Raw genomic sequence first — 12,304 nt, forward strand, 5'->3', positions numbered from 1 at the left:
TCAGGTCCTGATCTTGCTGATCGTGTCGTAGATCGGTCCCATCACCGACAGCATGATCCAGCCCACCATTACGCCCAGCACCACGGTAATTGCCGGTTCGATCATCGACTGCACCTTCTCGATCATCTCCTTGACTTCGCGGTTGTAGAAGTAGCTGACGTTATGCAGCGCGCCATCCAGCGCGCCGGTCGATTCGCCCACTTTCAGCATGCGGATCACCAGCGGCGGGAAGATGCCGGTGTTCTGGAACGCCTGCGTAATCCCCTGGCCTTCGGAGATCTGCTGCGCCGCGCGCCGCAGTCCGGCCGCCACCACGCGGTTGCCGACGATGCCTTCCGACAGGCGGATGCATTCGAGGATGGTGATGCCGGACGCGTACATCATGGCGAAGAAGGTGGCGAAGCGCGCCAGGATAATCTTGTGCAGCACCGGGCCGATCATCCAGATGCGCAGCTTGAAGCCGTCGGCCGCATAGCGCGCCTGCTCGCTGCGCGCCAGCCAGGCGCGGCCGCCGAAGAAGCCGATCACCGGGATGGCGATCATGATGTACCAATAATTGATGAAGATATTCGAGACGAAGATCAGCGCCCTGGTATGCAGCGGCAGCGTGTTGCCCATGTTTTTGACGAAGGACGTCAGCTGCGGCACCAGGTAGATCATCAGGAAAAACATCACGCCGGTGACGAACAGGCCTACGGCGGCCGGGTACATGATGATCTTCTTGGTCTGCGACGCCAGCTCGTCCTGCCATTTCAGCGTTTCCGACAGATTCCTGAACACCTCCGCCAGTTTGCCGCTTTGCTCGCCGGCGGTAATCAGGCTGGTAAACGTCAGGTCGAATACTTCTGGATATTCGGCCAGCGCGGCCGACAGCTGCTTGCCGCCTTCGATATTTTCAATCAGGCCGGTGATCATTTCGCGGAAGCGCGGATGGTCGATGCTCTCGCGCAGATCATTCAAGCCGTCCAGAATCGGCACGCCGGCGCCGGTCATCTGCTCCATGTGGAAGGCGAAGTTGATCAAGTCCTTGCGGGTGATCACGCGCTTGATGGCGATGACCTTGGCGCGCGAGACGCGGCAGTCGATCAGGTCCAGCCCCATGCGGGTCAGGCGCAGTTCCAGATCCGGCTCGTTGGCGGCGTCCATATTCCCCGGCTGGATATGGCCGGTGGCGTCCATCGCGCGGTAGAGGTATTGCGGCATCAGCCCAGCCTTTCGGTGAGGTCCACCACGCGGCCGACCTCTTCCAGCGTGGTCACGCCTTCGCGCACGCGGCGCAGGCCATCGTCGATCAGGCTGTGGAAACCGCCGGCGGCCGCTGCGTTTTTCAGTTCGCGGGTGGAGACGCGGCGCGCCACCAATTCATCCAGCGCCGGTGTCATTTTCAGCAGCTCGATGATGGCGATGCGGCCCTTGTAGCCCTGGTGCGCGCACTTGTCGCAGCCGACCGCGTGGTACAGCGTTTGCGGCGCGGCGTCTTCCGAAATGCCGAGCAGGCGGCGTTCGACATCGTCCGCTACATGGGCCTCACGGCAGGCGGTACACAGTTTGCGCACCAGCCGCTGGGCGATGATGCCGATGATGTTGCCGGCCATGATATCGGCCAGCACGCCAATGTCCAGCAGGCGCGGAATGGCGCCGATGGCGGAGTTGGTGTGCAGTGTCGAATACACCTGGTGGCCGGTCATGGCGGCGGAGAAGGCCATTTCGGCGGTTTCCTTGTCGCGGATTTCGCCGACCAGGATCACGTCCGGGTCTTGCCGCATCATCGAACGGATGCCTTCGGCGAAACCCATCTTGGACGATTCGTTGACCGAAGTTTGCCGGATCATGTTCATCGGGTACTCGACCGGATCTTCCAGCGTCATGATATTGACGCTTTCGGTGTTGATGTGGTTCAGGATCGAATACAGCGTGGTGGTTTTGCCGGATCCGGTCGGTCCGGTCACCAGGATCACGCCGTCGGGACGAGCGATCATCAGCTTGAGCAGATTGAGTTCGTTCTCGCCCAAGCCCAGTCCATCCAGCGGCACGATGCCTTTCTGGCGATCCAGCACGCGCAGCACGAAGTTTTCGCCGTGCGTGGTCGGCTGCGCCGAGGCGCGGAAGTCGATCTGGCGGCCGGAGAATTTGATCGAGATGCGCCCGTCCTGCGGCGCGCGGGTTTCGGCGATGTTCATGTTGGACATCACCTTCAGGCGCACCGCCATCGCCGGCCAGTAGGATTTGTGCAGGCTGCGGATCTGGCGCAGGATGCCGTCGATGCGGTAGCGGATGCGCAGGAACGATTGCTCCGGCTCGAAGTGCAGGTCGGAGGCGCTGTTTTGCACGGCGTCGGCCAGAATGGCGTCGATCAGCCGCACCATCGGCTGGCTGTATTCGTCCGAGGTGCTGCCGATGCTGGCGTAATTGACTTCGCCGGTTTCGATTTCGTGCAGGATGCCGTCGATCGACAGTTCGAAGCCGTAATACTGGTCGATGGCGCGCGAGATGTCGGATTCGTTGACCAGCAGCGGCGTAATGGTGATGCCCTTGACCAGCATGGCGCTGATCTGGTCCAGCGCGACGATGTTGCTGGTGTCGGACATGGCCAGGATCAGATTATCGGTGGCGCGCTCGTAGACGATCGGGAACACGCGATAGCGCTTGGCCACTTCCTTGGGAATCAGCTTGAGGGCGATGGCGTCCACCACCAGGCTGTTGAGGTCCGCGCTCTGGGTGTTGAGGTTTTCCGACAGCGCCTCGCGCACCGTGGCTTCGGTGACGAAGCCCAGTGTGATCAGCAGTTTCCCCAGCGGCTCGTTGCTGCTTTTTTGCTCGATCAGCGCGATGCGCAGCTGGTCTTCGCTGATGATGCCTTTTTGTATCAGCAGTTTGCCGAGTGGGAGTTTGGGTTGTTCTGCCATGTGTCAGTGGGGGACGGTGCTCAGTTCATGCATGCGCTTGCGCAGCGCGTTGCGGTCGAAGCCGACGGCCTTGTCCTGCGCCAGCGCCAGCGCGCGCTGGTAGTAGCCGAGCGCCAGTTTGCCCTGGTTCAGGCGGTCCAGGCCGATGGCCAGGTTGTAGGCGTAGTCCGGATTGTCCGGCGCGGCGCCAACGGCGCGGAAGTAGGCTTGCTGGGCGTCCGGCCAGCGGCCCTGTTGTGCGTATAGGTTGCCGAGGGCGAACAGAATCGGACCGGCGTCCGGCGTGTTGGCCAGAATGGCTTTCAGGCGCGCTTCGCTCTGGCTGATGTCGCCCTGGCGCAGGCCGATTAGGCCGGCGGTGGCGTCGGCGTCGTTGGGCGACAGTTCCAGCAGGCGCAGGTAGTAGCTGGCGGCTTTGTCCTTCTGGTTCTGGCGCGCGGCGACGTGGGCGGCGCCGAGCAGGGCGTCGCGATTGTTGGCGTCCTGGGCCAGGGCGGCGTCATATTGCTGCTGGGCGCCGGCGGTGTCGCCGCTGTTGAAGGCCTGGTAGGCGCGGTCCAGCGCTGGCGCAACCGGGGCTGGCTGCACGATGCGGGTGACGCGGATGTCGTCATTTTTCGGCGCGGTCAGCACGGGCATGCGTTCCGGACGTGGCGCGGCGGCGGCCTGGATGGCTTGCTGGGCGGCGGCCAGTTCCTGCTCGGTGCGTTCCAGGCGGCGTTCCAGGTCTTGCTGGTTGCCGCGGCTGGCGGTGGTGGGGCCGAGCAGGGGATCGTCGGCGTCGGCTGGGATGCCGGTGTTGCCGCCGTTTGCCGCGTCCGGGCCGGTGGCAGTGCTGCCGGCGCCTGGGTTGGCGACGATGATCTGGCCAGCGCTGGTGGCGCCGCTGGTGGCGTTTTGCGGTGGCATTGGGACTGGCGGCAATCCGGCGCCTGCACCGGGGCCGGTCAGGGCGATCCAGTAATAGATGCCGAAACCGCCAACCAGCAGCACCAGCAGGGCGATCAGGCCAATCAGGCGCAGGCGTTCTGGATCGAAGCTGCTTGGTTCGGCAGCGGCGGCGGTGCGTGAGCGCGCGCGCGCGCCGCTGGGAGGTTTTCCATTGGCGGCCTCGCTGGCGGTTTTTTTGCCGGGCGCTGCGGCAGCTGCGGCAGCGGCTGGGGCTGCGCTGGCTGGCGTGGCGGCGGCAGCACGCGGCGGCGCTGCAGGCGGAGGCGGTGGTGGCGCAATGGCGGGCGCAGGCGCAGGCGCAGGCGCGCTCGGAGTCGGCTTCGCCAAAGGCGGCGCGGCAATCGGATCGAGCGCCAGGTCCATGGTCAGGCCGGGCTCTTTATGGTCGCTGACGGGCGGCAGCGGGCTGGGCGCCGGGCGTGGCGTGGCGGCGTCTGCAGCGGCGGAGACTGGCGGCGCCAGCGGTTCCAGGCTCAGGCCGTCCATCGGCTCCAGGCTGAACGCTGCGGGCGCGGGCGCGCGTGCTGGCGTGGACGCGGGTGCGGAGACGGACGTGCTCGGCCCCGGCTCCGGCGTCAGCGCCAAAATCTCATCAAACGCTTCCGACGGCCGGTCGATCTCGTCATCGGATAGCGAGTTTTGTTTTGCGCGCTCCGCCTTCTTGAGCGCCTGCATTAGTAGACTCATGATCCATTCGCCTTCGGCACGGGGTACGGTTCATCGTCAGGTTTCTGGCCCGGCAGCAGATAACGGTACTCCTTGTAGTCACCGTTGACGCTGGCGTCCTTGATCACCACCGGGCGCATGAAAATCACCAGCTCGGTCTTGGTGCTGTTTTCATTGCGGTACGAGAACAGGTTGCCCACCAGCGGGAGGCTGCTCAGACCGGGAACGCCGTCCTTGGCGTTATCCACCGAATCCTGCATCAGCCCGCCCATGACCGCCACCTGGCCGCTGTTCACGCGCATGATGGACTCCATCTCGCGCGCCTGGATCACCGGAATCTCGCTGGCGACGTTGACCAGTGCCGGATTCGGGTCCTTGACGTGGTCCACCACGCGCGTGATGGTCGGGCGCACGTTCAACGTTACCTCGTCGTTGTCGGATATCTGCGGCGTGACGCTCATGACAAAGCCCACCGGCACCGTCTGCAGCGTCGATTCATACACGGCGGGGGTGCTGATGCCGCCGCTGGAATTGAGCACCGCCGGCGTCACCTTGATCGAGAAGAATACATTGTTGTCCACCACTTTCAGCAGCGCGGTCTGGTTATTCAGCACGCTGATTTTCGGGCTGGACAGTACCTTCACCTTGCCGAACGACTCCAGCAGCTGGATGGTGGCGGCGATGTCGCCCAGGCGGCTGGTCGGATTGGTGTAATTGAGCAGGAACACGCCGGGCGACACGTTGGTCTGCACGCCGCTCGGCAGGGTGGTGGTGCCAACCTGCTTTTGCGTCAGGGTCAGGCCGCCACGGCCGACCGACTTCCAGTCGATGCCCTGCTGATAGCTATCGCTCAGCTTGACTTCGATGATGGTGGCTTCGATCAGTACCTGGCGCTTGGCGGCCCCCAGCACCACATCGAGGAACTGCTGGATCTTCTCGTGCTGGCGCGCGGTGGCGCGCACGGCGATCAGGCCGCCTTCCGGATTGACGATGACCGAGTTGCGCGATTTGTTGCCCGCATCCAGCCCGCCCAGGCCGCCCAGCACGTTCAGTTGCGGCTGCGGTTGCTGCGTGCCGCCAGGACCGCTTTGCTGCTGGCCTGCCAGCGGGTCCACCGGATTGTCGTTCAGGTTGGACGAACGCAGCATGTCGCGGATATTCCGCTCCAGGTTGTACCAGAAGTTATTGTCCGAGCGGTTGATGACCGAGGTGGTCGAATTATTGCTGCCGTTGCCTTGCTGGCCGTTGTTGCCCTGCTGCTGAAGCGGCTGGCCGTTCGCCCCCAGTTGCTGTTGCTGCGTATTGTTCTGCACCGCCTGCTGGACCGCGTTACCGCCACTGCCGCCGGCGCCGGTGGTGGAAATCTGCGTGGCGATATTCACGCTGCTGGTGGTGCTGCGGGCGATGTTGACGTAATCGACTTTATAGTTGCGCCACTCCGGCGTATCCGGCAGCACCGTCAGCGTTGTGCCGTTGATTTCATAGCGCATGTCGACCTGGCGCTGGATGCGGCTCAGCAACTGCGGCAGCGTCTGATCCAGCGCGTTCAGCGTGACCGTGCCTTCTAGCCCCGGATGGACGTCCACGTTCATACCGGCGTCGCGCGCCAGCGCAAACAGCAGCGACTGCACCGGCACCTTGTGCACCGTGACGCTGAAAGTCTCGACCTTGGCGGCCGGCTTGGGTGGCGGCAGCGCCACGCTTTGCTGCACCGGCTCCGGAATGGTGCCGGCCACCGGCGGCGCTTCCGTAATATGCAGCGGCGAATTGGGGATGCTATGGCTGGCGCAGGCGCTCAGCAAGACACTGCAAACCACAGGGGCAAGAGGGGAGCTGAATTTTTTCATCGTATCTTTCCGGCCCAGCATGATGCAGGAGGTTCTTTTTGTTGCGTTTTTGCAATTGTGAGTAACATGATCTTACAAATTTCGTGTCGCCGCAAGGATGGCCCAGCAAATTCCCCCAATTAACAGCAGCAGCAAACCTCCCAGTACAACAGGTCTGAAATGCAAGCCGCCGCGCCAGCGGCCAGCCATGCGGCTTCGGCGGCCAAATGGCGATTCGGCGATGGCCTGGCGGGCGTGGCTGGCCTCGACCACCTCGGCGTCGGCCGCAAACGCGGCCAGCAGCGCCTTGTCGGCCAAAATGTTGATGCGGCGGACGATGCCTTCCGAGGCGTCGGCGATCAGCCGGGCCGCCGCCGGGCTGAAAATGGCGCCGCCGTCATGCCCGGCCGCACGCAGGCGGTGGGCCAGGAAGTCGCCGGTCAGCGCGGTTGGCAGCGGCGGCACGTGGAAGCTGTGGGTGATGCGCTCTTTTAGCTGGCGCATGCTGGACAGGTCGAGATTCTGGTCCAGCTCCGGCTGGCCGAACAGCACGATTTGCAGCAGCTTGCTGCGCGCGGTTTCCAGGTTGGTCAGCAGGCGGATGGCTTCCAGCGTGTCGAGCGGCATGGCCTGGGCTTCCTCGACCAGCAACACCACCTGGCGGCCGGCGCTGTGACGGGCGATCAGCTCGGCTTGCAGGCTGCGCTGGACTTCATCGGCGCGCAAGCCGTGCGTTTGCAGGCCCAGTTCGGCGGCGATGGCGTGCTGCACTTCCAGCGGATCGAGATTGGGGTTGACCAGGTAAATCACGTCGATGTGAGACGGCATGCGGCTTTCCAGCATGCGGCACAGCATGGTCTTGCCGGCGCCGACCTCGCCGGTGACTTTAATAATGCCTTCGCCATGGCTGACGGCGTACAGCATGGCGTCCAGAATGTCGCCACGGTCGTTGCCGGCATAAAAAAACGCCGGGTTGGGCGTGATATTGAAGGGCGACTCGCGCAGGCCGAAGTGGGATTGGTACATGGTCACGCTCACGCGATGCAAGCCAGGAAGGCTTGCTCAAGGGTGTCGGCGCCGTACCGGGCGCGGCATTCGGCCGGGGTGCCGGCGAAGCGGATGTGGCCTTCATGGAGGATGGCCATGCGGTCGCACAGCTCGTCCACATCGGCCAGCGCGTGCGAAGTCAGGAACAGCGTGCTGCCGGCGCGGTGAAGCGCGCGCAACTGTTCTTTTAATAGTGCCCGCGCTTTGGGATCGAGGCCGCTCATCGGCTCGTCCAGCACGTACAGCGGCTTGCGCGCCAACAGGCAGGCGGCCAGGCCGAGCTTTTGGGTCATGCCTTTGGAATAGCTGCGCACCATGCGTTTGAGGGCGTCTGCATCCAGGTCCAGGGAGGCCAGCATGGCGGCCACGGCGTCGGGCTGGTAAGGCAGTCCTTGCAAGGTCAGCAGATAACGGATGAAGTCGGCGCCGGTCAGGTAGTAGGGCGGCGTGAAGCTTTCGGGCAGGAAACCCAGCGGCTTGCGTGCGGCCGGCTGATGGTGCGGCTGGCCGAAGATATCGATGCGGCCGCCGTCGAGTGCGCAAAAATCCAGCAGGCACTTGATCAGGCTGGTCTTGCCGGCGCCGTTGACGCCGACCAGACCGAAGCATTCACCGGCGCCCAGCTCCAGATCCACGCCGTGCAGCACGCTGGCCGCGCCATAGCGTTTGACGACTTGCTGGAAGCGCAGGGCAGGTTCGGTCATGGATCGAGGGATGAAAGAAACGAGCCACACTGTAGCGCATCCGTCCAAAGAAAGCGACACCTGGCCCCCGCTAACTCGCTCTGCCAGCCCATCTGTCATAGAATGGCCGCAAGTTTTGGTGACAATTCACGGGGAGTCGGCATGTCGAGGCCAGAAAAAGTACGGTTGGGTGAAATTCTGGTGCAGCAAAAGCTGCTCTCCGAGGAGCAATTGGGCCTGGCGCTGGCCGATCAAAAGCGCAGCGGCCGCAAGCTCGGTCGCGTGTTTGTCGAAAACGGCTATGTTACTGAGGAACAGATCGCCGGCGCGCTGGCGCGCCAGCTCAACATTCCCTACCTGAACCTAAAGTTCTTCAACATCAATCCGGAAATCGTGCGGCTGCTGCCGGAAACCCAGGCCCGCCGCTTCCGCGCGCTGGTGCTGGAAGACCGGCGCGGCTCGCTGCTGGTCGGCATGTCCGACCCGACCGACCTGTTTGCCTACGACGAAATCGCCCGCATCGTGCGCCAGGGTATCGAGCTGGCGGTGGTCAACGAGACCGAGGTGGTGGCCGCGATCGACCGCATCTACCGCCGCACCGAGGATATTTCCGACCTGGCGCGTGAGCTGGAACAGGACGTCGGTGAAGTGTCGGTGGACTTTGGCGCGCTGGCCGCAGCCAATCCTAACGTGGAAGAAGCGCCGGTGGTCAAGCTGCTGCAATCGGTGTTTGAGGATGCGGCGCAGGTGCGCGCCTCCGATATCCACATCGAGCCGCAGGAAGGCCGCTTGCAGATCCGCTTCCGCATCGACGGCGTGCTGCACCTGCAAACCGAGGCCGACATGAAGATCGCGCCGTCGCTGGCGCTGCGGCTGAAGCTGATGTCGGACCTGGATATTTCGGAAAAACGCTTGCCGCAGGACGGCCGCTTTGCCGTCCGCGTGAAAAACCAGCGCATTGACGTGCGGATCTCGACCATGCCAACCCAGTACGGCGAATCGGTGGTGATGCGTCTGCTGAGCCAGGGCGGCACGCAGCTGCGGCTGGACGCGATCGGCATGCCGCGCGGCCTGCTGGAGAAATTCCGCGCCATCGTCCAGCGGCCGAACGGGCTGGTGTTGGTGACCGGGCCGACCGGTTCCGGCAAGACCACCACGCTGTATTGCGCGCTGTCCGAGCTGAATTCGGTCGAGAAAAAGCTGATTACGGTGGAAGACCCGGTCGAGTACCGGCTGGCCGGCATCAACCAGGTGCAGGTCAACGACAAGATCGACCTGAACTTTGCCCGCGTGCTGCGCTCGGCGCTGCGGCAAGACCCGGATATCGTGCTGGTCGGCGAGATGCGCGACCAGGAAACCGCCGCCATCGGCCTGCGCGCCGCCATGACCGGCCACCTGGTGCTGTCGACCCTGCACACCAACGACGCCGTCAGCACGCCGCTAAGGTTGATGGACATGGGCGTGCCGCGTTATATGGTGGGCTCGTCGCTGCAGGCGGTGCTGGCGCAGCGTCTGGTGCGGGTAATCTGCGAAAGCTGCACCACGCCGTACGAGCCGACGCCGACCGAACGCGAATGGCTCAGCCTGGAACTGAACGACAAGGTCGACAAGGCGCGCTATTTCCACGGCAAGGGCTGCTCGCATTGCAATGGCATGGGCTATCGCGGCCGGACCGGCGTCTACGAGTTGCTGGAGATGACGCGCTCGGTGGTGGATGCAGCCAACGATCCCGATCCGGCCCATTTTCTCAAGGTGGCGCAGCAGCAGATGGCCGGCGAAACCTTGCGCCGTCACGCGGTGCAGCTGGTGGTACAGGGTCGCACGACGATTTCCGAAGCGATGCGCATCAGTAACCAGGTCGAGGACTAAGCCGTGCCTTTCTTTGCCTACAAGGGCCGCAACGCGCGCGGCGAGCTGATGCAGGGCGTGCTGGAGGCGGCCGATAGCGGCGCCGTGGCCGATCAGCTGTTCAATACCGGCGTGACGCCGGTCGAGATCAGCGTCACCAATAAAAAAGTGGCCGATGGCGACAGTTGGTGGGCCAAGTTGCTGGAAAAGAAAGTCACGTCGATGGACGTGCAACTGTTCAGCCGCCAGATGTACACGCTGCTCAAGTCCGGCGTGCCCATCATGCGCGGGCTGGCGGGCTTGCAGGAATCGGCGGTCAGCAAATCGTTCGGCAAGGTGATCAAGGATTTGCGCGAGTCGCTGGATTCCGGCCGCGAACTGTCGGCCGCCATGCGCCGCCATCCGACCGTGTTTACGCCGTTTTACCTGTCGATGGTGCGGGTGGGGGAGATGACCGGGCGGCTGGAGGAAGTCTTTCTGCGTTTGTTCGACCACCTGGAGTTCGACCGCGATATGCGCGAACGCGTCAAGACCGCGCTGCGCTATCCGAGCTTTGTGGTGTTTGCCATGGTGGCGGCGATGGTGGTGGTCAACATCTTCGTGATTCCGGCGTTTGTCGGCGTGTTTTCCAAGTTTGGCGCCGAACTGCCGCTGATGACGCGGATCTTGATCGCGACGTCCAATTTCACCGTGCGCTACTGGCCGGTGATGGCGGTGGCGCTGGTGGCGGCGGTGTGGGGCTTCCGCATGTGGGTCGGCACGGCGAAGGGATTGTATCAGTGGGACAAGTTCAAACTGAAAATCCCGGTCGCCGGCAAAATCATCCTGAAGGCCACGCTGGCGCGGTTTGCGCGCAGCTTCTCGCTGTCCAGCCGCAGCGGCGTGCCGATCGTGCAGGCGCTGTCGGTGGTGGCGCAGACGGTCGACAACGCCTACCTGACCGCCCGCGTGGAGCAGATGCGCGACGGCGTCGAGCGCGGCGAGAGCATCTTGCGCACCGCCACCGCCACCAATGTGTTCACGCCGATCGTGCTGCAAATGATCGCAGTAGGCGAGGAGAGCGGTTCCCTCGACGAGCTCATGGACGAGATCGCGCAGATGTACGAGCGCGAAGTCGATTACGAGTTGAAGACCTTGTCGTCGCAGATCGAGCCTATCCTGATTGTGTTCCTCGGCATCATGGTGCTGGTGCTGGCGCTGGGGATCTTCCTGCCGATTTGGGACTTGGGCAAAGCTGCCTTGCATCATTGATTGTAAAAACGTGGCTTTCTCAATAATATTTGTGACTGCAAAACAACGGGGTGCGAGTTTATTGGAATTCGCGGTCGCAGTCGTTGTGGTGGGCATTTTGATGGGCTTGCTGCTGCAGCGGCTCTGGTACTACCAGGGAGAAGCCGAACAGGCAGCGGTGCAGATGACGGTGGCCAGCGTTCGCGCCGCCTTAGAAATTAAGGCGGCGCAAGCAAAATTGCCTGGGCGCAGTACCGATTTAACCTTTTTAACCGAAGAAAATCCGCTCGATTTACTAAAAGCCAAGCCTGCGAATTACGCAGGGGAGTTGTTTAGCCCCAGCAACGAGGATGTCGGCGCGGGCAATTGGTGTTTCGATCGTACTGATAAAAGTCTGATTTATTTGTTAAATTTTGGAAATTCTTTTATAGATGCTCAAACGAAACGTTTGAAATTCAAGGTAAAATTGCTTCGCTTGCCCCATAGCCCCGCCAAGCCGTCAGGCGCACCTGAAACTGTAGGTGTGGCCCTTGAGCAAGTGAAGGACTAGCGCAATCCGCGCAAATTTTTCGGACGATTTGGAGAAAGTAATGAACAAGCAAGCTAGCATCGCATCCCGTCAACACGCCCAAGGCGGTTTCACGCTGATCGAACTGATCGTGGTGATCGTGATCCTGGGAATTCTGGCGGCGACCGCGTTGCCGAAGTTTGCCAACCTGGGCGGTGATGCCCGCTTTGCGTCGCTGAATGCAGCGGCAGGCTCGCTCAAATCCGTGGCCTCAATGGCGCACGGTCAGGCGCTGGTCAACAATCCTGGTGTGACTGCGGCGAACGGGTCTACCACGACCATGGAAGGCACCGTCGTCAATCTGACCTTTACCTACCCGACTGCAGACGCCACCGTCACCACGGCGGCCGGTTTGACTGCCGCTGACTATACGATCAACCAAGGCCCGGTCACAGCGGTTGCGGGTTCCACGCCTGCGGTAGCCGCCGACGAAATCCTGGTGCGTCCGAAGAGCGTCTCCACCGCTGCCGGCGAAAACTGCTGGATCAAGTATAAACAGGCGACTAGCGCTATTGTGCCCCCAGTGGTCACCGTCAACGCCACCGCGACCAATTGCCAATAACGGCGGTCTGATGCCCG

At 62.8% G+C, this 12,304-nt stretch carries 10 protein-coding genes; 4 read left to right on the plus strand and 6 right to left on the minus strand.

What is annotated here, in order from left to right; genetic code table 11:
* From HH213_RS24010 to HH213_RS24035, 6 genes are all read right to left on the minus strand, one after another.
* The gene (locus tag HH213_RS24010) at positions 1-1,203 is read right to left on the minus strand and encodes a type II secretion system F family protein (protein WP_169113911.1); all 1,203 of its coding nucleotides are present in this window, start codon (positions 1,201-1,203) and stop codon (positions 1-3) included.
* Positions 1,203-2,906, minus strand: coding sequence for a GspE/PulE family protein (locus tag HH213_RS24015; protein WP_169113912.1), 1,704 nt, complete (start codon positions 2,904-2,906; stop codon positions 1,203-1,205). Before HH213_RS24015 ends, HH213_RS24010 begins: the two co-directional genes overlap by 1 nt.
* A gap of 3 nt (positions 2,907-2,909) precedes the next feature.
* Complete coding sequence (locus HH213_RS24020; RefSeq protein ID WP_229263135.1) at positions 2,910-4,544, minus strand: tetratricopeptide repeat protein; 1,635 nt, start codon at positions 4,542-4,544, stop codon at positions 2,910-2,912.
* Positions 4,541-6,370: a pilus (MSHA type) biogenesis protein MshL gene (gene mshL, locus HH213_RS24025; protein ID WP_169113913.1), complete on the minus strand. Its 1,830-nt coding sequence runs from the start codon at positions 6,368-6,370 to the stop codon at positions 4,541-4,543. Before mshL ends, HH213_RS24020 begins: the two co-directional genes overlap by 4 nt.
* Before the next feature lie 72 nt (positions 6,371-6,442).
* Positions 6,443-7,375: an ExeA family protein gene (locus HH213_RS24030; RefSeq protein WP_110847597.1), complete on the minus strand. Its 933-nt coding sequence runs from the start codon at positions 7,373-7,375 to the stop codon at positions 6,443-6,445.
* An 8-nt stretch (positions 7,376-7,383) separates the two neighbouring features.
* Positions 7,384-8,100: an ABC transporter ATP-binding protein gene (locus HH213_RS24035; RefSeq protein ID WP_169113914.1), complete on the minus strand. Its 717-nt coding sequence runs from the start codon at positions 8,098-8,100 to the stop codon at positions 7,384-7,386.
* A gap of 141 nt (positions 8,101-8,241) precedes the next feature.
* Between HH213_RS24035 and HH213_RS24040 the strand changes: the two genes are divergently transcribed.
* The 4 genes from HH213_RS24040 to HH213_RS30590 are packed head-to-tail and all read left to right on the plus strand — an operon-like array spanning position 8,242 to position 12,287.
* Entirely contained in the window at positions 8,242-9,948 is a 1,707-nt protein-coding gene (locus tag HH213_RS24040; RefSeq protein WP_169113915.1) for a GspE/PulE family protein, read from the plus strand.
* Between the two features lie 3 nt (positions 9,949-9,951).
* Positions 9,952-11,178, plus strand: a complete 1,227-nt coding sequence (locus tag HH213_RS24045) for a type II secretion system F family protein (protein ID WP_169113916.1) — start codon at positions 9,952-9,954, stop codon at positions 11,176-11,178.
* 31 nt (positions 11,179-11,209) lie between these two features.
* The gene (locus tag HH213_RS24050) at positions 11,210-11,707 is read left to right on the plus strand and encodes a type II secretion system protein (RefSeq protein ID WP_169113917.1); all 498 of its coding nucleotides are present in this window, start codon (positions 11,210-11,212) and stop codon (positions 11,705-11,707) included.
* A 40-nt stretch (positions 11,708-11,747) separates the two neighbouring features.
* Complete coding sequence (locus tag HH213_RS30590; RefSeq protein ID WP_169113918.1) at positions 11,748-12,287, plus strand: pilus assembly FimT family protein; 540 nt, start codon at positions 11,748-11,750, stop codon at positions 12,285-12,287.
* Positions 12,288-12,304 lie beyond the last annotated feature (17 nt).

Origin of the sequence: Duganella dendranthematis (genome assembly GCF_012849375.1) — a bacterium.
Lineage (GTDB): Bacteria > Pseudomonadota > Gammaproteobacteria > Burkholderiales > Burkholderiaceae_D > Rugamonas > Rugamonas dendranthematis.

Bases quoted from the DNA above. Each gene is read 5' to 3' on its own strand.
- HH213_RS24015 (WP_169113912.1), bottom strand. From the start codon at position 2,906: ATGGCAGAACAACCCAAACTCCCACTCGGCAAACTGCTGATACAAAAA.
- HH213_RS24040 (WP_169113915.1), top strand. From the start codon at position 8,242: ATGTCGAGGCCAGAAAAAGTACGGTTGGGTGAAATTCTGGTGCAGCAA.
- HH213_RS30590 (WP_169113918.1), top strand. From the start codon at position 11,748: ATGAACAAGCAAGCTAGCATCGCATCCCGTCAACACGCCCAAGGCGGT.
- HH213_RS24020 (WP_229263135.1), bottom strand. From the start codon at position 4,544: ATGAGTCTACTAATGCAGGCGCTCAAGAAGGCGGAGCGCGCAAAACAA.
- HH213_RS24035 (WP_169113914.1), bottom strand. From the start codon at position 8,100: ATGACCGAACCTGCCCTGCGCTTCCAGCAAGTCGTCAAACGCTATGGC.
- HH213_RS24030 (WP_110847597.1), bottom strand. From the start codon at position 7,375: ATGTACCAATCCCACTTCGGCCTGCGCGAGTCGCCCTTCAATATCACG.
- HH213_RS24010 (WP_169113911.1), bottom strand. From the start codon at position 1,203: ATGCCGCAATACCTCTACCGCGCGATGGACGCCACCGGCCATATCCAG.
- mshL (WP_169113913.1), bottom strand. From the start codon at position 6,370: ATGAAAAAATTCAGCTCCCCTCTTGCCCCTGTGGTTTGCAGTGTCTTG.